This is a genomic window from Streptomyces sp. NPDC057136 (assembly GCF_042670885.1).
In the GTDB taxonomy this organism is placed as follows: Bacteria; Actinomycetota; Actinomycetes; order Streptomycetales; family Streptomycetaceae; genus Streptomyces.
Genome location: NZ_JBHUUV010000065.1, coordinates 1 through 18,192 on the forward strand (window position 1 = coordinate 1; position 18,192 = coordinate 18,192).

The following is an 18,192-nucleotide window of genomic DNA, read 5'->3' on the forward strand; positions in this document are numbered from 1 at the left end:
AGCGGTGAGGCTGTAGTTCTCCTGGTCGGGGCTGGGCTAGAGGCGTTGATGTTCGCGGGCCGCGTGGAAGATCCAGTAGTCCTCGAAGTCGCCGTTCGTGATCAGTGCGCGGAGTTGGAGGAGTGCTTCGGCGCCGGTAAGTCCCCAGCGGGCGCCGGTGATGTCGAGGCGGTCGGCGATCAGATGGCGGCAGGCGCCTTCGACGGCGCCGGTGGCGATCGGCCAGCCGACCGCGAGGGTGGTGTCGTAGTGGAGCTGGTCGAGGTGGCCGGTGAGGTAGCGGTGGCAGGTGGTGACTGCGTCGCGGCGGGCGGCGGTCAGGTGTTGGGCTGTGGCCTGTGCGGTCATCTCGGTGGCGGCGCGGTCGGCGTGTCCGGCGAGGATCGCGGTGAGCTTGTCCGCGGCCCAGGTTTCGGCCTCGCGGCTGCCGGGCGGATGGAAGGCGTGTGCGGCCGTCCAGCAGTACTCGGCGACGTGCACGAAGTCGCGGCGGCGGCCTGGTCGAACGAGCCTCTCACCGCTTCCAGGACCGCGAGCCGGGCAAGACCGCGCGAGTGCCGGTCGGCGGGCAGCGACAGTTCCTCGTCCGATGGGTGAACGTTGGCAACGCCCCGGCCGCGATAGGCGATCCTGCGCACCCGCACCGGCCCGAACACGCAGGTCAACCAGCGGCCATGGCCTTTCTCCCGCCAAGTCCGCGCCTGCCCTTCCGGTCCGCGCACTACCGGCTGCCCTCCGTCCCCGCGCACCGCGTCCTCTTCGCTCCTCGCCCGCACGTCAAGGTGATCCTGCATCAACTGCCGCAGCAGTTCGCGTCCCTGTTGCTCGAGCAGCAGCTCCAGCTCGTCGTGGGCCATACCCCGCGCCGGGGTGGCGGCCAGCGTCGAGACGAGGCATTCGAAGGCATCACGGGAGACGAAGTACGGATCAGGCTCGGATAAGGCGTCGTACTGTTCCACCGGGCTCTTCTTTCAGTGGATCCGATGTGGTTGGCACCCTCGAATCTAGAGAGAAGAGCGCCTTGGTCATTGAGAGTTGGCCCGGTCGGTGCCCGGCCCGTGGCGGGCGAGAGTGAACCGTCCCGGCGCGTCCTCGTCCAGCCAGCCCCGCTCCACCAGACGCTTCAGCTTCCCCCGGGTCCCCTCGATCTTGCCGGTCGTCGTCGGCAGGCCGATCCGCGGCACGATCTGCTTGGCCTGCAACGGGCCCGGAGCATCAGCAACGATCTCCACAATGTCCCGGTATGCATCCGGCAACACCTGAGCGACCAGGCCCTCCCGCCACGGTGGCACCATCATCACCCCGATGCCGTGAGGAGCCGACGCCTCCTTCGGCTCCGGCGCATCTTGTGTCAGCCCGTCCGGTTCCACCTTCGCGGCCGAAAGCTCAGCCAACACCTGCGCGACGGTCTCCCGCGTGACCTCCAACCGCGACAGGTCCTCCCGGGCCTTCTCCAGCCGGACAGCCAACTTCGCCGCCTCGGCCTGGAGTTCCTCCACCCGCACTCGAGCCGCGGCTTCCCGCGCCTGAAGCTCTTCCGGCAATGACGCCATGGCGCCCACCTCCACCCCGCTACGGTAGAAGCACGACGGCACCAGTCACACGCCAATCGGCATCCTCCCAGCTCAGCCATCCCCCGAAAGGAACTACACCCAACTCCGTTGACCAGAGCTTTCCGAGGACCTCGTCCATGCGGGTCATCATGCAGACGGGACCAACCCTCGTGGGGCTGATCCCGACAAGTCCTTGGTCTCCGTTCTGGTCCGGAAAGGCCGGACAGCCACCGTAGAAGGCGGCTCAGGCCATGAACCGGTTCCAGGCTCGTGCTGCTCGGTGCGAACGCCGATGACCGGTGGGTCCGTGAAGGTCTGACTGGCCATCCGCGTCCTCGCTGGCAGCGTGACCACCAACAACTGGTCACCGATACCTTGCTGGCCGTCCAGACCCGCTGAGAAGAAGTTCGCTATGCACTACTAGCGCCACTGGTGCCGGCCACTGTCTTTCCCTGAGATGCCCGTGGTGTGTAACGGTGGCGATGGTGCCGGACACATACACGGTGGAGGGCAGATGGATTCGATGATCGAGGAGCAGTTCACCGCCATGTACCGGGACCACCGTGTGGCGGTCGAGCGGTATGTGCTGCGGTGGGCTCAGCCGGATGATGTGGGCGATGTACTGGCGGAGGTGTTTTTGACAGCGTGGCGCAGGCTCGAGCAGGTGCCGGCCGAGCCCCTGCCGTGGCTGTACGGCGTGGCGCGGCGGGTGCTGGCCAATGATCGCCGGGCTGCCCAGCGTCGTTCGGACTTGGGCGGTCGTCTGGCGGGGCAGCGGCCGGCACGGGGCACCGGGCCCAAGGCCTCTCCGGTGTCCGGAGAACGTCAGAACCCGTGATCAGTCGCGGGTTGACGGCATACAGAGGCTTCGTCAGCCCGCTGCGGACGCTCGGCCTCCGCCTTGACACCAGCGGCACGCAGGCGATGGACAAGAAGAGTCATCTCGGGCATCGTCCCTGCGAACATGCCGGCCCGGATCTGCTGGAGTATCCCCTTCGCCTGTGCCAGATCTCCGCCGAGCTCGGCGCGAAGAACCTTCATCACGAGGGCCGGACTGGCGAGAGGGTCACTAAGTACGAGCCGCGCCTCGCCGTGCTCGGCCAGAAGACGTCGGCGCAGATCGTCCGGTATGCAGCTTCCTCCTGGCCCGCACTCGTACAACGCGTCGTCGCAGACGGAGCAGTGGTAGCCGATGTCCCATTCAAGCCTCTGCCCGACCAACGCTTGAACGCCGATGCACTCCATCTCCGAGCCGCAGTCCGCGCACTGCGACAGGTATCTAACGGACTCGATCAACGCGACTTGTCCCATCCACTGGCACAACCATAACGACGCCAGCATCCAGGGCTCTGAGGTTAAAGAACAAGCTCAGTTCGACCGAACGAAGGCCGCCCACCAAGGGTAGACGGCCTCCAAGCGGCTACAGCGGCGGCACGTACAGGCCGGCCGCGGCACCGATCTGCCGGACGTCCATCGTGGGCTGCAACGGTGACGGCTTCCAGCCCGTGGCCTCCTGGATGAAGCCGCCCTTGTGGGACACGGTGGCGTTCCATCCGCGGTCCAGGACTCGCAGACGCATCCAGTTCAGCGGCTCACCGCTCACCGCGTGCTCGGGGTGGGTGTAGATGGTGGCGAAGTTCTCCGGCGGCTCGTACGCGCCGGTGCGGGTGGCACGGGAGTCGAGGGAGTGCGGGGCCAGCTCCAACACGTTCTGGATGGTGGGCGTGGTGACGGTCCAGTGGATGCGGACCTCGCCGGGGTAGTAGTCGGCCGGCTGCTTCTTGTGCTGGTAGTCGGCGTACTGGTCGGCCCACATTCCCCACAGCTGCTGGGCCGACATGTCGTCGGGGGTGTACTCGTCGCTGATCGGGCTGCCGTCGGGCTCGGGCAGAAGGACGAGCTCCGTGGTCTGGACGTAGTTGGTGCCGCGGGCCTGGAAGACCCACTGGGTGCCGGGCGGGTACGGGGAAACGGTGCGGTGCGGGGTACTCGTATCAGGTAGTCATGACGGGAGTCTTGCCACCTATCGACCGCCGTGTCCGGCCATTCCCCGATGAGCACTCCGAAGGACGACAACGCCCCCCACCCGAACCGGGCAGGGGGCGGCGTGCTGGGGCCCTGCATCAGGCCGGCTCGATGACCTCCACCAGATCGGTACGCCACAGGATGATCTGGTACGTGTTCAGGCCGTACCAGCCAGTCTCGCCGTACGCGATGGCGAGACGCGGGTCTTCTGCGAGGTGAGGGCGCCGTGCAGCACCTGGAGATCCTGCGTCCCGGTGCGCTCGATGCTCTGGACCGGCCTTCACGGGAGGCGGCCGCAAGTTCCACGGCTATCGAGGCCGGCCAGTGCTCTTCCGTACCCAACCGCGAGACGACAGCACCGGTAGGCATCCGAGAGCCCGACTCGGCCTCGGACGGCTACCGTCGGGCTCTCGAAGCACACCGGGCTGCCTGGGCGGGCACGACTTAGAAGCCGATCCTGCTCGAGAAGTCCATGCAACGATACTCACGTCTCACTCTGTGAAACACCGGTTCAATTTCCCGTGGACCACGCAGCACAACCGCACCCGTTCCCATTTCTCCCCGGCTTTCCCACCGCACAGAGCACCGGCTTCTGTCCTGTCATCTACCTCTGCCTGGCGGTCATTTTCCGCGGCCGGGCGGGCGGCTGTGGGCTGTCACAACATCCCAAGCAGTCCCGGCAGGACGAATTGTCAGACCCGCTGCCGGCCAGCTAGACCCCGGATCGTGACGGACCGACCGAAGGGTCGACTCGCGGTGTATGCACCGCAAGTCCCGGAGGGTGTGGCACTGACCCCGAAGCCGAGGCGCGTGAAGCGCACGCGCGAGTGCGTGCACTGCAAGTCCTGGACGGGCACGGATGGCGCATTCCAGGAAACTGCTGGTCAGACGGTACTGCCTCGCCGAAGGATGACCTCCGGCGACGGCAGGAGCCGTGGCCGCGCAGAAACGGAAAGGGGGCCACTGCCCATGGACGGTCGGATCGACCAACGGACGGTACTGCTATTGCTCGTCGGCGGCGGCGCAACGTATGCGGCCTTAGAGCACCCGTTGTTCGGCACCGCCCTACTGGTCGGTGTCGCCGTGGTGACGCTGCTACATCTTCTGATGAAGGACCACTGAGCCGTGCGCACCGTGCCGTGGTACCTAAGGCGGCACTCAGGTCGATCAGCGTCAGTCTCCGCTTCGACCGGGATGAACTCGATCTCGACCAGCACGGCCGCGGAGTGCTGGTCTCGTCGAGCGGATCGGCGCTCAGCTCGCGGGCACTCTCGGGCATTTCCACTCCGTGCCGCCGGGCGGGTTCCAGGATGGACTGGGACGACTTGATGCCCCCGGCGGCACGTGTCACGGCGGAGTTTCAGGGTCACTCCGCCGGGGGCCGGACTGCTTCGGCGCGGCGGTTACGGCGCCGGCCCAGGCGCTCCGCACCCGCTTGAACGCGTACGTCGCACCCGCCAGGAGTACCCCGGCCGCGAGGTTGCCCGCGACGTCGTCCCGGCAGAAGTCCCAGACGCCGGTGAAGGGATCGGGCACCAGCGCCAGGAACGTGGCACCGGCCGGGCCGAGGAACTTCCCGGGCACGGCCGGGCCCGTGCCCCTGCGGCTTCTGCCGGCCGAGCGTCGTCTGTTGTCCCTGCTGGCCGGTGGTGTCAGTGACGACGACTCGCACGGGAGGTCGGTGTCAGCCGGCGCACACTCTCCCGTCGCATCGAGGTCCTCATGGCCCGGCTCGGTGCCCGGACGAGGTTCCAGATGGCGCTTCAGGCACAGCGCCGCGGGTGGTTGTGACGGCCGGCCCGTCGCCGTCGCTCGCCGCCGCCCTCAGTGCGCCGCACCTTCCCAGCCGTCGCCGCACGGGCCGCCGCCGACCGCCGCTGGGAGGGTGACGTCGGAGCCGTCCGGAGCGACCAGCGGCAGATACCACTGGGCGATCTCCATGGAGGCCTGCGGAACGTAGTGGAAGATCAGCGACCGCCGGAAGCGGCCCTCCGTCGTGTTGGGGAGCGAGCCGTGCACCGTGCTGCCGTGGAAGAACAGGACATCGCCCGCGCGCATCATGGTCTGCACGACCGCCATGCCCGCCGGCGGCCGCACCAGCCCGGTGGTGAACGACTCCTCGGCATCGGCTGTTTCAGGACACACCACCTCCATGGTGTGCGAGCCGGGGACGACGGACAGCGCACCGTTGGCGGCGTCGCAGTCGTCGATCGCGATCCACGCGGCGATACACGTTTCCGGGTGGGCACGAAGGAAGTAGTTGTCCTGGTGCAGCGCCTGGCCGCGCGCGGCGGGCGGCTTGAAGTAGAACATCGACTGCGCACCGAACGCCGGTCCGATGAGTTCGGTGACGATGTCCAGGATGCGTCGGTCGGTCATCAGCCGGCGGGCGATCGATCCGGCCTCGAGGCCGGGGCGGCGATGCGGCTGCATGAGGCGCGGGAAGCGGGCCAGGACGTCGTCCTCGGCCAGGCCGTCGTGTGCCGACAGGCTGTCACGGTCACGTATGACCTGATCCATGTACGCCGAGCGGATCGCCTCGACCTCGGAGGGGCTGAGCAGGCCCTCGACCTGGACCACGCCTTCCGCGGCGTAGCGCTCGGACCGTTGTGACGCGGGTGCTGTGCTGAGTGTCATGCCCTCTATCGTGTTCACCGGCCCCCCGTGCGGGAATCGGACTTCGAGGACTTCACATGGAAGATTCTGCCGCGGCGCGTCGGGCGCGCACGCGTCCGGAACTCGTCGCCACGCCCGACAACCGGGTCGTCGCAGGACGGCTGGCCGCGGGCCCCGATTACCGGACCGTGCGGCAGGGCGGCACGGGGGACTGGCTGCTCCTGTTCACGTGCCAGGGGCTCGGCCGCATCAGGATCGAGGGAGCGGTCGACGTGCACGCCGACCGGAGTTCCTTCGTCGCCATCGCGCCCGGCACACCGCACGACTACGGAACCGACGCCGGGGTGGGGGAGTGGCTGCTGCTCTGGGCCCACGTTTGCCCGCGCCCCGAGTGGCTTGTTCTGCTCGACTGGCCGCAGGCCGCGCCCGGTGTGGGAAGTGTGGCTCTGCCCGGCTCGCTCGCCGACCGCGTCGCAGCCGCGCTGACGAGAGCCGTGTCCCTGAGCGGCAGTGGGGTGGCGAACTCCGCGCTCTTCGGGGTCAACGCCGTGGAGGAGGCGCTGTTGTGGTGCGCCACCCAGAATCCCCGCGGCGAGCGGATGGACCCGCGACTGCTCGGTGTGCTGGAGCACTTGACCACCCGCCTGGCCGACCCGCACACCGTCCGCTCGCTCGCGCGTGTCGCCGGACTGTCGGAGTCACGGTTCTCCCGGCTGTTCACCGCCCAGTTCGGGACGAGCGTCATGGCCCACGTCGAGGAACGCCGTATGGATGTGGCGTGCCGGCTCCTGAGACTGTCGTCGCTGCCGGTACGGGACGTCGCGCGGCAGGTCGGGTACAAGGACCCGCTCTACTTCTCCACTCGGTTCAGGCGCGCGGTTGGGTGCTCTCCATCGGCGTACCGCGACGCCGGCTGATGCACCGGCGCCGTGGCCACGAAGCCGTCAGGAGACGGCAGTCACATGGACGAGCACCGAGTGATCGGGGTGCATGACCGGAACCTGGAGCCCGATGCGGGCCAGCGCCGAACCGGCGATCTCCACCCCGTCCTCCACCCACCAGCGAGAGGTGTGAAACCGGCCGGCGGCGACCCCACGGTCAGCGGCCGGACCCGGTAACGCCGCTGCAGATCCAGGCCCGTGAGCCGCGCGTGCGGCGGGGCGGCCGAGGCGCACCACGTCAGCGAGGCGATCTCGTAGATGCCCTGCGGGCCGTCGCCGGCGGCCACCCCGTGTGTCCAGATGCCGTCGGCCGGGTCCGGCCCACGCCACATCCGGCCGGTGTTGAGCAGCCCACGGTGCTCCTTGTAGAGCGCGATTCACTGGGCCAGTTCGGCACGTTCTTCGGGCGTGGCCGCTCCGAGGTCCCACTGGACCCCGAGGTACCCGAAGAGCGCGGTCGCGGCACGGAAGGACACGTCGTGACGACGGCTCGTGGTGTGCGAGTGCGGTGAGGCGATGTGGGACCCGAGCAGCTCTGCGGGCAGCAGCTGCCCGGTCCACCGCATGAGCCGCTGCCGCTCCAGGGATCGCTGACGTCCGACACCCACACCCGGTCGGTGAACTCCATAATGCCCAGGTCGATCCGGCCGCCACCCGCTGCGCACGACTCGATCTCCAGACCGGGGTGGGCCGTCCTGATCTCCTTGAACATGCGGTAGACGGCCAGCGTCTGCGCGTGCTCGCCGGGCGCCCCGCCCTGCGGGCGGACACCTGCCTCGACGTGGTCCCGGTTGTGGTCCCACTTGATGTAGTTGGTCGGGTACTCGTCCAGGACCGCCAGGATCTGGCCGAGCACCGCGTCGTAGCACTCCGGGATGGACAGGTTCAGCACGTGCTGGGTGCGCTGCTCGACGGGCAGGTCACTGCGCGCCGGCGTGATCCACTCGGGGAAGGCGCGGGCGAGATCGGAGTCGAGTTTGACCATCTTGGGCTCCATCCACAGGCCGAACTGCATCCCGAGCCCGCCGACAGCGTCGACCAGGGGGTGCAGCCCGTCCGGCCAGACATCCTTGGCGACGCTCCAGTCGCCGAGACCCGTACGGGAGCTGCGGCGGGCGCCGAACCACTCGTCGTCCAGCGCGAACCGCTCGATGCCGACCTCGGCGGCCAGCCGCGCCAGTTCGATCAGCCTGTGGCATCAGCCGGGAGATCGAGGAGGCCGCACGGATCGACGGCGCTGGCCACTTCCGCATCTTCGATCATCCTGCCGATCAGCGCCCCTTCGGTGGCCACCCTCGCGCCCCTGACGTACCTCCAGGCATGGAACGAGTACCTGTGGCCGTCGTGCCGTCGATGAGCCACCAGTACTACGTCGACTGCTGGCCACGCCCGGCTCCGAGTACGCGGCCATGTGGGAGAAACAGGCGGCGACGTACGCCAGCCCCACGACCATCTGAAACCCGCTCCACCCCATCCTCACCGGCCAGAACTCCGGCCCCGTCGAAGGCCGCGTCAATCACATCAAGATGATCAAACGCCAATGCTCGGACGAGCCAAGCTCCCCCTACTCCGCAAACGCGTCCTCCTCACAGCAGCAGCAAGCAGATGAACTGGCAGACAGGACTGTCAGACCCCTGCGGCATGCTCGCCAGCATGAACGAAGACGCCTTCTGGCAGCTCATCGAGGACTGCAGGCCCACGGAACCCGACCCTGACGCCGAACTCCTCGCAGCCACCGTGATCGAACGCCTCGCCCAGTCCTCGTTGTCGCTGGTCATCGGCTTTGCCGAACAACTGTCATGGGCGCTCTACCGGTTGGACCGCAAGGAATACGGACACACCCTGTCCGATGACGCCTTCCTCTACACCCGTGCCGCGGTCGTCGCCGCCGGCCGCACCGTCTTCGGCAGCGTCCTCCAAGACCCAGCGGCCTTCACTCCTTACGCCACCGACCTCATCTGGGCCGAGCGCTTGCTCTACACACCGGACCGGGCATACAAACACATCACCGGGGAGGGGTGGGACCGCGACACTCGCTACTCCTACGAGTCGTGCTCGAACACCGAGGGCTGGGCTGATTGAACGGCATGTCCTGCGGATGGTGACGAGTTCCAGCGCCGTTCCGGCCGCACCCGGCCCGCCACCCGCGAACAGGGCACACGGCACCGCGTACAGGAGGCCGGTTGTGTCCCGCGCCCTCACCTCGTCGGGGGACAGGTCCGGCCCGGCGATACGGGATGCCGGGTCCCAGGACCCCGCGTAGGTCACGTCAGGCAACGACGGTAGCTCCGCTCTCCGGGAGCAGCTCGGGCATCCCCTCCACCAGCACCACGACCCCGATCACCTCGCCGGCCTCGGAACGGCCGACCCAGACGGGATAGGTGCCGTCTCCTGTCGTCGCGAAGGCCGCCAGCTCGCCGCCGGAAGCTTGGTCCCGGGTACGTAGCAGGTACATGGAGTCGTTGATGTCCTCGTACACATCCGGGTCCAGGTCCGGGTCTCCCTGGATCAGCCCTTTCTCGAAGAGCGCGAGGAGCGGCTCCCAGGCCCCGGCGTCAGCGAAGCAGCCCGTGGCACCGTCGGTGTCGAAGCCGAAGATCCCGTTCTCCCGGAGCAGGCGGGGGTCGTCGTCGGGCCGGAGGGCCATCTCCCAGGTCGCGGCGGGGATGTCGTTGACGAGCACGCGGACGGCCATGGTGGCTGTACGTGTGACCTGGCTCCCCTCCCACTCGCAGTGGTAGGTGTGGCGGGCCTGTGCCTCCTCGAGTACGTATTCCCCTGGCGGGACGGGGACCGTGATGTGCGGCCCGTTGCCGTCGTCGCTGTCCGGGCCGGAGACGGCCAGCAGCCCGCTAGGCACGCGCAGAGCTCCGATCAGACGCGGCTCCAGGACCGTCATCTCGGGGTGGTACCCGTCGGTCACACGCACGCCGGGCCGGAACAGCTCAGTGATCGGCCCGGGCTGCGCGGGGCGGGGCGGACGCCAGCAGGTGGCCGGCGCGAGCCCGCTACTGTCGTCGGTCGCCTCGGTGATCTCGAAGACCGGCGGTTCCGTGAGCCCGTGGACCTGGGCCGAGAGCAGCGGCCACTCCCCGAAGACAGGCCGGTCCGTCCATCGCTCGTCCTCGCGGACCCTGGGCACGGTGACGTGCGAGCCCCCGCCCTTGCCGTGGGGCTCCTCCGTCCGCCGGCCCCTCCCGTCCGGGAAGAGCTCCACGGTGATGCGCGGACACGCCTCGTCGAATTCCGCCATCTCCGGGCCGGTGTAGCTCCAGCCGACGGTGTACCGGCGCAGCAGCCGCGCCGGGTCGTCCAGCAGCCGCATGTCCAGATCGTAGGTACGGCGGCCTTGAGCGTCGTAGACCCACAGCCCGACATAGTGGTCCCGCCAGGAAACGAGCCGGACCTCCAGTGGAGCCTCCCGGCCCGCCGCCCGGTACACCACCACGTACGGAAGCCCGGCGGCATCCCGCTCACGAGCCTCCCCCACCGATATCGGCCGCCAGGGCAAACAGGCCTCCAGGTCCCAGCTTGCGCGTACCCCACCTCGACCACCATTGCCGCTCCCCGCTCCCGCTCGCTTACGTGCTGAGCTGCAACGTAGCCGCCGCCTGTGACAACGGCCCTGCCGGGCTGGGAAGCGGCAACAGCGCCCAGGGGCGAAGGGGTGACGGGCCTGCGATCAGCTTGGAGCACGGGGCGCCCCGGCAATCTCGCGGCTGGATCCGGACCCTCTGGCCTCATTCCGCCGAGCTACGCGGGTCTGCATTCGCGCAGGCCAGAGGGTTGGTAAACCCGACAAGCCCCATCGGGCCAACTGAAAAGCGCAGTGGGTCAACTGTCGCGCTCAAGGGCCAGGTAGCGCGCTCCTTACCGTGTTGGCGGTTTGATTCCGGTCCTTCGTACGATCGGGAGACCCAGGGGCCTGGGTGTGTGGCTTTAGCGCGCATGCCGTCGTTGTGGCTTTGACTGATTGGCCGCCCAGTGCCCCGCGACGACACGGCCACTCATTGGGATGAGCGAACAGAGATCGCTTCGTAAGGACACGTCGGCGTGGTCGTCTGCAGGGCCCAGTCAACCGGACGACGAGGGAGGCTCGGGTGCCCGAGCTCTGGGCGGGGACGGATGCCGGCAAGGCCGCGCATCACTGCACAGTGATCGACACGGACGGGACGAAGGTGCTCTCGCGCCGGGTTCCCAACAACGAGCCCGAGCTCCTGGAGCTCATAGGCGACGTCCTCGCACTGGCCGAGGACAGCCCGGTGACCTGGGCAGTCGACCTGAACGCCGGCGGAGGCACTTTGCTGATCGCTCTCCTGACCAGTCATGGTCAGCGGCTGCTCTACATTCCCGGCCGAACCGTCCACCACGCCTCCCGTGGCTACCGCGGAGACGGCAAGACCGACGCGAAGGACGCCTACGTCATCGCGGATCAGGCACGGATGCGCCGGGACCTGCAGCCTCTGCAGGACTGGGACGAGATCGCGGTGGACCTGAAGATCCTCACCGCCCGTCGCTACGACCTCGCAGCCGACCGCACCCGCGCCATCAACCGGATGCGAGCCCAGCTCCTGGAGTACTTCCCCGCTCTTGAGCGGGCGTTCGACTACGCCGCCTCCAAGGGGGCCCTCGTGCTGCTGACTGGCTACCAGACACCGGCCGGCCTGCGCCGGCTCGGCCCGAGCCGACTGGCGACCTGGCTGAAGGGCCGCAAAGTCCGTGGCGCTCAGGCCATGGCCGATGCGGCGGTCGCCGCGGCGCAGGCCCAGCACACTGCCGTGGCTGGGGAGAGCACAGCCGCCGCAGTGGTGAACACTTTGGCCCGGTCGGTCCTGGCTCTGGACGAAGAGATCGCCGCCATCGACGCACGGATCGCGGCCCGTTTCCGAGAGCACCGGGATGCCGAGGTGATCCTCAGCATGCCTGGCATGGGCCCGGCAAGAACCCCGCCTACCAGTACAGCGTCTGGGAGCACTCCGCCCCGCTGTTCCAGGTGATCGGCGCGTTGGCGCTGCCGGTGCAGCCCGTGGCCCAGCGGCTACGTCTGCACGTGGAGCGGTCCTGGGACGGGCTGGACGAGCTCGACGTCGGCTTGTTCCGGCTGGAGGGTTTCAGCTTCGCGATCAGCAAGCACGACGGCAATCCGCTCGGCGTTTCGTATGTCTGGCTCACCCAGCCGGACGAGCAAGCCGACAAGGCCCTGGACACCCTCCTGGAGGCAGTCGGGATCGGGGAGGACGCCGTCGCATTGCGCGGAGACGCTCACGATTACCGAGCATCACAGGATGCCGACTCTCCTGACGAAGTCTCTGGCGTCACCTTGCCGACCTCTCTGTGGGCACGGTTCCGGCGTGCCATCGGCATGACATCAGCCACCCAGTAAGCACCCTCGACGCTTGACAACGGTCATTGGGAATCAGTCACAGGTCGTGTGACTGAGCGCTGTAGTTGGCCCGGCTGGCCAAGTATGTGCTCAGGCCTCGCAGACCCGTGTACTTCTGGAGTCGCGGCTGCCCGTCAACGGGGGCCTGTCCGTCCGCTGCTCAACACGCCGGGCGGCGTCAGCTCATCACAGGGTTCCCCCGAAGATTCGCATCCCCGCACGGCCAGGGGCCCTCAGCCAAGGGGCTCAGCGAGCTGTGGAAGGCGAGCACCTCACTGTCCAAGGACACGACGACGCGGCCGTCACCCAACAGCAGCGTGCGGCCCATCACGTTCTGGCCGTCGTCCATCGCGAACAACTCGTGCGAAGCCAGGTCCGCGTCGACGGCGAGGAGTTGGCCGTCGCGCCAGAACACCGTGGTGCCCTCGCGGTCCATCGCGGGACACGACGTGTAGTAGCCCGTCAGCGAAGGTCCGTCCACGAGGGTGTTGTCCTGGGCCAGTCGCCGGAACCGCGACGTCGACGGCAGGCCGTTTTCCAGCTCAGGTCCGCAGATGGTGCACTGTCCCTTGACGAGCATCGCTCCATGACTGGCCCACCGGGCCGTTTCACCGCCATCTCGGCTATAGCGGCCCGTTGTGAATGCCCCATATCCCTGGGAGCCGATCAAGAACTCGCTTGGACCCGCTATCGCCTTCCGGCCGGCGGGAGGCGTCAGCTGAAGTGTTCAGCTCGCGAAGCGCGTCGCCGTCCACAGGCCCCAGTGGCAGGGCTGCCTGTTTTCTCGAGCCCGTTCGCACCCGCGTCTTCACTCTTGCCTCAGGCTCGTGACCAGGTCGCGTGGCAGACCATGGGTGTCGTGGAGGTAGTGGAAGTCCTCCTCGGTCAGCGGGCCTTGGAACCGAGGTCGGGCGAGTACCTGCCGGCCTTGCTCCAGGAGCCGACTGAACCGGCGCTCCTCCTCGAGCAACATCCGGAGCACGTCGCCGGGGCGCATGTCCTGCCGGAAGTGGTCCAGGGTGTGCTGGGCCAGTTCTTTCGGCAGGTCTTCGACACCACGCGAGGGATCGTCCCGCCAGAGCACGGTGAGCACTCGTCGTACCAGGCGGCGCAGCACGTAGCCCCGTCCGGTGCTGGCCGGCCGCACGCCGTCGCCGAGCACGGCGATGGCCGAGCGCAGGTGGTCGCAGACCAGACGCAGCGACGGTTCATCCAGGGGCCACAGGGTCGGCACGAGGCGGCGCCAGGGGGCGAAGACGTCGCATTCGAACACGGACGACTTGCCTTGGAGCAGCGAGGCCAGCCGCTCCAGGCCGAGTCCGGTGTCGACGTTGCGTTGAGGAAGAGACACCAGGGAACCATCGTCGAGTCGGCGGTGGGTCATCATCACGTGGTTCCACACCTCCACCCAGCGGTCGTCGCGGGTGGGTGTCGACTGGGGTGGGCAGTCACCGTTCCACAGGAAGATCTCCGAGTCAGGACCGCACGGTCCGACAGGTCCGTTGGACCACCAGTTGTCCTCTACGGTCAGTTCAACGGGGACGCCGCGGTCCTGCCACAGCTGAAGGGAAGCGGTGTCCGGCCCGGTCTGGCTGTCACCGGCGTACACGGTGGCATGCAGCAGGCCGGGATCGATACCCAGTCCCTCGGTAAGCAAGCCGTACCCCCAGTCGAGGCTGAGTGGGCCTTCGTAGTCGCCCAGCGACCAGGTGCCGAGCATCTCGAAAACCGTCAGGTGAGTGGCGTCGCCGACCTCCTCCAGGTCCGTGGTGCGCAGACAGCGCTGCACGTTGACCAGCCGCCTGCCCAGCGGATGGGGGCGGCCTTCCAGGTACGGGGTGAGCGGGTGCATGCCGGAGGTGGTGAAGAGCACGGAGTCGCCGGGAGGTGGCAGCAGCGTCGAGCCGACGATCCGGTGATGGCCGCGCTCTTCGAAGTACTCGACGAACGTGCTGACCAGCTGTTCTGTATTCATGGGGTGCTCCTTCGCGTTATAGCGGGGGAGGCACCGGAGAACGGACCGTTCAGTCGTCCGGCCGGTGGCAGGGGCGCCACGGCACTACCGACGGACCGTTTCCGGTCGCCGGGGGAGGGGAAAGTCAGGCGGCGGCAACCGGCGAGCTGGTCGCTCGCGCGGTCGCGGTGGTGCTTGGGCCGGTGACGTTCATGCGGTGACCCTAACGTGGCCCTGCCCACCGAGGCACCCGAATTTGCCGCCAGAACGTCCCGACTCCACACGGCTGTCCTGCAGGTGAGAGCGGTCGGGGCGTCTCACCGCTTCTGAGAGGCATCAGAGGTGCCGACTGAAGGGCTCAGGTGCCAACTGGAGTGCTCAGTCACAGGTCGTGTGACTGAGCACCATAGTTGGCCGGTCTCGCCAACTGAATGCTCACTTCCACACTGCAGGAAGGTTCGCCTGTCGGCATCGCCTGCCGGTCCCAGGGCGTTGACCGCCCTTCAACCTGCCGGATGCGGCGGTGCAGACGGCTGCGGAGCTCGGGACCAACGGACGGGATGGCCGCCAGGGCCGTCGGTGAGCCAGGAACCGTCGCCCAGGGGCACCAGCTCGTACGGGTTGCTCACCTCGACGGTGAATTCGCCGCTGAGCGTGCCTGTGCGTACGTCGACCAGGTGGTAGCGGAACCACTCCTCCCCGTCCTGGCTCTCACCGCCCAGGGTGACGACGGCCGTGTCCTCGGTCAGGTAGCCGCCGCTCCATTCCACGAAGGACTCCTCCGGGTCGTAGCCGAAGGCATCTACGGGGAGAGTGAAGAGCACGTCCCCGTTGGGGTGGTCGTGAAAAGCGACGTCCGCCTGCTCGTGGTCGACGGTCATGAACTGATGCCCGGACGGCGCCAGGTCGATCAGGCAACGGTCCGACCACGGGTACGTCACGAACTCCGGCTCGCTGTCCACCCCGGCTGTACCCCGGAGAATGACGGATCCGTCCTGGCCCTCACCGATGTCGAGGTAGACGCTGCCGTCCAAGGGATGCACGTGGTGGCCGGCGCCGTGCCCGACCGTCTCCAGCTCTCGGCGGGCGAGAACCACACCGCTATCGGCGTCGTGCACGACCCACTGGTCTCCGCCCCTGCGTCTCGCCATCGCATCCGGCCGGTAGATCCACACCGTCCGACCGTCCAGAGACAGCGCACAGCCAGGCCGGTGGCCATGGCGTACGTCAGAGTGCGGCTCGAAGTCCGAAGCCCACATCAGGTCGCCGCCGCGCGTCAGGCAGACGACGCCGTTCAGCGTCGTGTACACGACCCGCGCCAGATCGTGCCGGACCACCGACTCCACGACCTCGTCGCCAGACCGCGGTTGGAACACCGCGGTGGGCTCCAGCCTCCCGCATGCACCGGAGTCCACGACGTAGGCATAGATCCGCCCATCGACGTGGCGCGTGATGACCTTCGGCGGCGTCGCAGGAATCATCCGCTGAGGCTAACGCCCAGGTCAGACCAATCGATATCTGGGGCGGTGTGCACGCCGAGCAGGGTTTGTCCGGGCCAACTACAACGCTCAGGTGCCAGCTAGCGCGCTCAGGGTTCTACGCCGCGCACATCGCTCGCAGGGGAGCGGACTTCAGAGCGGCGTTAGGTCAGCCAGCCCAGGGGTTCGGACCTTGCTTGAGCGCAAGGAGTTCTGACTCCTGCGGGGTCGGCCACATGTCGACGAGGTACTGAAGTGCCCGGTCCGGCCGGTCCGGATGATGACGCTTCTGCGAGGGGAGGTCGGTCCGCACACGTCGCCTACCGCAGGGCGACGTAATCCCCGGTCGACGACTTCGCCCCGCTGGTGGAGTTCCCGTAGTACGTCCACCGCCACGTTCCCGGCCCGGTGGCCTTCACCGTGGTCTTGAGCGCACCCGTACTACTTGACGTCGCCTTCTTGATGGTCGTGTACGAGGAGGCGCCCGCCGCCTTGAACTGCAGGCTCACCGTGCGGCCCGCGTACCCCTGGTAGGTGTGGGTGTCCCAGTTCGCCCGTGTGACCAGCCCGGTCACGGTGATCGTCTTCCCTGTGACGACCGGCTCCGGCGAGGCGTTGACAGTGACGCGTGTGGCCCGCTTGACCTGCAACGGGAGGTCCTCGTCGTCAGTGTCCCAGGCGTCACCGGCGAGAAACACCCGAGCAGCAGTTCCCCAGGTACCGGCGTCCTCGTTCCCGAAGTCAAGATCCCGCGGGTCGATGTACAGCCATTCCTCGAAGTCGCAGATTCCGTTCACCCTGTCCACGACCTCGCAGTCGCTGCCCCCGATGGCGCTGTGCAGCGTTTCCCCCGTGTCGAGCCTCCCCCGGTAGGGGTACACCGTCGGCCCGAAGTCGTATTTGAGCCTGGTTGTCATCCGGAAGACCGCATGCACCACGACCTCCTCCTTGACCCCGATCACGATCGGCTTCCCGCCGTTCACCGCGACCCGGGTGAAGGAGACCCCGCCCTCCGCCGCCCCGGCCGGCACCGCCGCCACCCCTGTGAACACGACCGCCGCTCCACCGGCCACCACCGCTCTCCACAACGTCTGCCCCATCTTCGAGCCCGTCCTTTCCCCTGCAGCCTGGACCGGGCGCGTAGGCGCACCGGCCGGAGGTCCGTCCTCGCGGCTGACTGTGGGACAGGTGAGGGCTGTACGCGGTTGTACGCGGTGCGGCAACGATTTGATCACCACGGCATCGCCCTGGCCCGGTTCCGGGGAGGGCGGACCCGATGGCTTCACGGAGGTCCGGTGATCAGCCTTCCGCATTCCTGCCTCCGCAGCGGAACAGGTGCACCAGAAATCGGTACATTCACCGCGCCGGGTCCCTGTCCTGCCTCCGCGCAAAAAACTGAGCGCCAGAGTGGCCAACTATCGCGCTCATTGGCCAACTATCCCGCTCAGTCACAACGACGTGTGACTGAGCGTCCTGGTTGGCCAGCCTGGCCAAGTAACGCGCATCGCAGATTCCGGGGCGGGTGCCCGTCTGGGATACGGGGCCCGGCGATCTGGGGCCGCGCCGTGCGGGCGCGAGTGACCCAAAGCGCTACCGCACGCAGGCAGCGGGGCCCGAGGACCTCGGCCGCGTGCCCGCCGGGACGGTGCGTCAGACCATGGCGAGCCGGTCCACCAGCAGCTCCACCCTCGGCTCGGTGTCCTGCGGCGGCAGCCGTCCCGACCGGGTCAGGGTCGCCACCCCGTGCAGGGATGCCCAGAACACCTCGGTGAACAGGCCTGGTTCGACGCCGTCCCCGGCGACCTCGCCGAGGCACTCCAGCAGCGCGGCGAAAGCGTCCTTGAGAGGTTCCGGGGTGTCCTCCTGTGCGTACGGGAGACCGCCGTCGAGCTGGAAGATGGCGTCGTAGACCGCCGGGTTGCGTGCGGCGAAGTCGAGGTAGGCGCGGGCGAGGGCGTACACCCGCTCGCGCGGGCCGTCTGCGGCGGCGGTCGCGGCGCGCACCGCCGCGGCTAGCTCGGCGGCGCCCTCCAGGGCGACGGCGCCGATGATCTCGCGTTTGCCGCGGAAGTGGCTGTAGAGGACGGGCTGGCTGTATTCGATGCGCTCGGCGAGCCGGCGGGTGGTGACCGTGTCCCAGCCGCTCTCCTCGGCGAGTTCGCGGGCTGTCGCCACGATGAGGCGTTCGCGCTCCGCCCGTTCGCGCTGCTTGCGTTCCTGTACCGACATGATTCGATCCTAG

17 protein-coding genes and 2 pseudogenes are annotated in these 18,192 nt (G+C 68.1%); 6 read left to right on the forward strand and 13 right to left on the reverse strand.

The features are described from left to right. Window positions 1-36: 36 nt before the first annotated feature. Window positions 37-959, reverse strand: a pseudogene (locus ACFT7S_RS37250) (hypothetical protein). Between the two features lie 66 nt (window positions 960-1,025). Next, entirely contained in the window at window positions 1,026-1,553 is a 528-nt protein-coding gene (locus ACFT7S_RS37255; protein WP_382740554.1) for a hypothetical protein, read from the reverse strand. Between the two features lie 514 nt (window positions 1,554-2,067). Here ACFT7S_RS37255 and ACFT7S_RS37260 point away from each other — a divergent pair. Next, complete coding sequence (locus ACFT7S_RS37260) at window positions 2,068-2,391, forward strand: RNA polymerase sigma factor (protein ID WP_382740557.1); 324 nt, start codon at window positions 2,068-2,070, stop codon at window positions 2,389-2,391. On the opposite strand, the gene ACFT7S_RS37265 is transcribed toward ACFT7S_RS37260, so the two are convergent. Both ACFT7S_RS37265 and ACFT7S_RS37270 read right to left on the reverse strand, forming a co-directional pair. After that, window positions 2,379-2,864, reverse strand: a complete 486-nt coding sequence (locus ACFT7S_RS37265) for a hypothetical protein (RefSeq protein WP_382740560.1) — start codon at window positions 2,862-2,864, stop codon at window positions 2,379-2,381. The two genes, ACFT7S_RS37260 and ACFT7S_RS37265, sit on opposite strands and share 13 nt — an antisense overlap. Before the next feature lie 109 nt (window positions 2,865-2,973). Continuing rightward, entirely contained in the window at window positions 2,974-3,393 is a 420-nt protein-coding gene (locus ACFT7S_RS37270; RefSeq protein ID WP_382740562.1) for a hypothetical protein, read from the reverse strand. A 1,154-nt stretch (window positions 3,394-4,547) separates the two neighbouring features. Between ACFT7S_RS37270 and ACFT7S_RS37275 the strand changes: the two genes are divergently transcribed. After that, window positions 4,548-4,700 carry a hypothetical protein gene (locus ACFT7S_RS37275; protein ID WP_382740565.1) on the forward strand — a complete coding sequence of 51 codons (153 nt, stop codon included), beginning with the start codon at window positions 4,548-4,550 and terminating at the stop codon, window positions 4,698-4,700. Window positions 4,701-4,925: 225 nt separating this feature from the next. Here ACFT7S_RS37275 and ACFT7S_RS37280 read toward each other — a convergent pair whose 3' ends face one another. Continuing rightward, the gene (locus ACFT7S_RS37280) at window positions 4,926-5,162 is read right to left on the reverse strand and encodes a hypothetical protein (protein WP_382740567.1); all 237 of its coding nucleotides are present in this window, start codon (window positions 5,160-5,162) and stop codon (window positions 4,926-4,928) included. Window positions 5,163-5,402: 240 nt separating this feature from the next. Beyond that, entirely contained in the window at window positions 5,403-6,215 is an 813-nt protein-coding gene (locus ACFT7S_RS37285) for a phytanoyl-CoA dioxygenase family protein (RefSeq protein WP_382740570.1), read from the reverse strand. Between the two features lie 56 nt (window positions 6,216-6,271). Here ACFT7S_RS37285 and ACFT7S_RS37290 point away from each other — a divergent pair, with 56 nt between their 5' ends. Then, window positions 6,272-7,111, forward strand: coding sequence for a helix-turn-helix domain-containing protein (locus ACFT7S_RS37290; protein ID WP_382740573.1), 840 nt, complete (start codon window positions 6,272-6,274; stop codon window positions 7,109-7,111). Window positions 7,112-7,512: 401 nt separating this feature from the next. Here ACFT7S_RS37290 and ACFT7S_RS37295 read toward each other — a convergent pair. Continuing rightward, window positions 7,513-8,324, reverse strand: a pseudogene (locus ACFT7S_RS37295) (alpha-galactosidase). Between the two features lie 464 nt (window positions 8,325-8,788). On the opposite strand from ACFT7S_RS37295, the gene ACFT7S_RS37300 reads away from it, so the two are divergent. After that, window positions 8,789-9,217: a DUF4240 domain-containing protein gene (locus ACFT7S_RS37300; protein WP_382740576.1), complete on the forward strand. Its 429-nt coding sequence runs from the start codon at window positions 8,789-8,791 to the stop codon at window positions 9,215-9,217. 187 nt (window positions 9,218-9,404) lie between these two features. Here the strand turns inward: ACFT7S_RS37300 and ACFT7S_RS37305 are convergent, their stop codons facing one another. Next, the gene (locus tag ACFT7S_RS37305; protein WP_382740578.1) at window positions 9,405-10,625 is read right to left on the reverse strand and encodes a DUF4241 domain-containing protein; all 1,221 of its coding nucleotides are present in this window, start codon (window positions 10,623-10,625) and stop codon (window positions 9,405-9,407) included. Window positions 10,626-11,235: 610 nt separating this feature from the next. On the opposite strand from ACFT7S_RS37305, the gene ACFT7S_RS37310 reads away from it, so the two are divergent. Both ACFT7S_RS37310 and ACFT7S_RS37315 read left to right on the forward strand, forming a co-directional pair. Beyond that, window positions 11,236-12,132, forward strand: coding sequence for an IS110 family transposase (locus ACFT7S_RS37310; RefSeq protein ID WP_382740581.1), 897 nt, complete (start codon window positions 11,236-11,238; stop codon window positions 12,130-12,132). Continuing rightward, window positions 12,129-12,518 carry a hypothetical protein gene (locus ACFT7S_RS37315; protein ID WP_382740583.1) on the forward strand — a complete coding sequence of 130 codons (390 nt, stop codon included), beginning with the start codon at window positions 12,129-12,131 and terminating at the stop codon, window positions 12,516-12,518. Before ACFT7S_RS37310 ends, ACFT7S_RS37315 begins: the two co-directional genes overlap by 4 nt. A gap of 178 nt (window positions 12,519-12,696) precedes the next feature. On the opposite strand, the gene ACFT7S_RS37320 is transcribed toward ACFT7S_RS37315, so the two are convergent. The 5 genes from ACFT7S_RS37320 to ACFT7S_RS37340 all read right to left on the reverse strand — a co-directional run bounded on the left by ACFT7S_RS37320 (window position 12,697) and on the right by ACFT7S_RS37340 (window position 18,179). Beyond that, on the reverse strand, window positions 12,697-13,098 hold the full coding sequence (locus tag ACFT7S_RS37320; protein WP_382740586.1) for a hypothetical protein: 402 nt from the start codon (window positions 13,096-13,098) through the stop codon (window positions 12,697-12,699). Window positions 13,099-13,326: 228 nt separating this feature from the next. Beyond that, a complete protein-coding gene (locus ACFT7S_RS37325) occupies window positions 13,327-14,493 on the reverse strand; it encodes an alanine--tRNA ligase-related protein (RefSeq protein WP_382740588.1) in 1,167 nt (388 codons plus the stop codon). A gap of 482 nt (window positions 14,494-14,975) precedes the next feature. Beyond that, window positions 14,976-15,953, reverse strand: a complete 978-nt coding sequence (locus tag ACFT7S_RS37330; RefSeq protein ID WP_382740591.1) for a hypothetical protein — start codon at window positions 15,951-15,953, stop codon at window positions 14,976-14,978. A 317-nt stretch (window positions 15,954-16,270) separates the two neighbouring features. After that, entirely contained in the window at window positions 16,271-17,050 is a 780-nt protein-coding gene (locus tag ACFT7S_RS37335; protein ID WP_382740594.1) for a hypothetical protein, read from the reverse strand. Between the two features lie 550 nt (window positions 17,051-17,600). After that, window positions 17,601-18,179, reverse strand: coding sequence for a TetR/AcrR family transcriptional regulator (locus ACFT7S_RS37340; protein WP_382740597.1), 579 nt, complete (start codon window positions 18,177-18,179; stop codon window positions 17,601-17,603). Window positions 18,180-18,192: the final 13 nt, after the last annotated feature.

Coding starts and splice junctions, on each gene's coding strand:
- ACFT7S_RS37265 (WP_382740560.1), bottom strand. CDS start 2,864: ATGGGACAAGTCGCGTTGATCGAGTCCGTTAGATACCTGTCGCAGTGC.
- ACFT7S_RS37255 (WP_382740554.1), bottom strand. CDS start 1,553: ATGGCGTCATTGCCGGAAGAGCTTCAGGCGCGGGAAGCCGCGGCTCGA.
- ACFT7S_RS37260 (WP_382740557.1), top strand. CDS start 2,068: ATGGATTCGATGATCGAGGAGCAGTTCACCGCCATGTACCGGGACCAC.
- ACFT7S_RS37330 (WP_382740591.1), bottom strand. CDS start 15,953: ATGATTCCTGCGACGCCGCCGAAGGTCATCACGCGCCACGTCGATGGG.
- ACFT7S_RS37325 (WP_382740588.1), bottom strand. CDS start 14,493: ATGAATACAGAACAGCTGGTCAGCACGTTCGTCGAGTACTTCGAAGAG.
- ACFT7S_RS37285 (WP_382740570.1), bottom strand. CDS start 6,215: ATGACACTCAGCACAGCACCCGCGTCACAACGGTCCGAGCGCTACGCC.
- ACFT7S_RS37320 (WP_382740586.1), bottom strand. CDS start 13,098: ATGCTCGTCAAGGGACAGTGCACCATCTGCGGACCTGAGCTGGAAAAC.
- ACFT7S_RS37270 (WP_382740562.1), bottom strand. CDS start 3,393: ATGTCGGCCCAGCAGCTGTGGGGAATGTGGGCCGACCAGTACGCCGAC.
- ACFT7S_RS37290 (WP_382740573.1), top strand. CDS start 6,272: ATGGAAGATTCTGCCGCGGCGCGTCGGGCGCGCACGCGTCCGGAACTC.
- ACFT7S_RS37300 (WP_382740576.1), top strand. CDS start 8,789: ATGAACGAAGACGCCTTCTGGCAGCTCATCGAGGACTGCAGGCCCACG.
- ACFT7S_RS37340 (WP_382740597.1), bottom strand. CDS start 18,179: ATGTCGGTACAGGAACGCAAGCAGCGCGAACGGGCGGAGCGCGAACGC.
- ACFT7S_RS37275 (WP_382740565.1), top strand. CDS start 4,548: ATGGACGGTCGGATCGACCAACGGACGGTACTGCTATTGCTCGTCGGC.
- ACFT7S_RS37335 (WP_382740594.1), bottom strand. CDS start 17,050: ATGGGGCAGACGTTGTGGAGAGCGGTGGTGGCCGGTGGAGCGGCGGTC.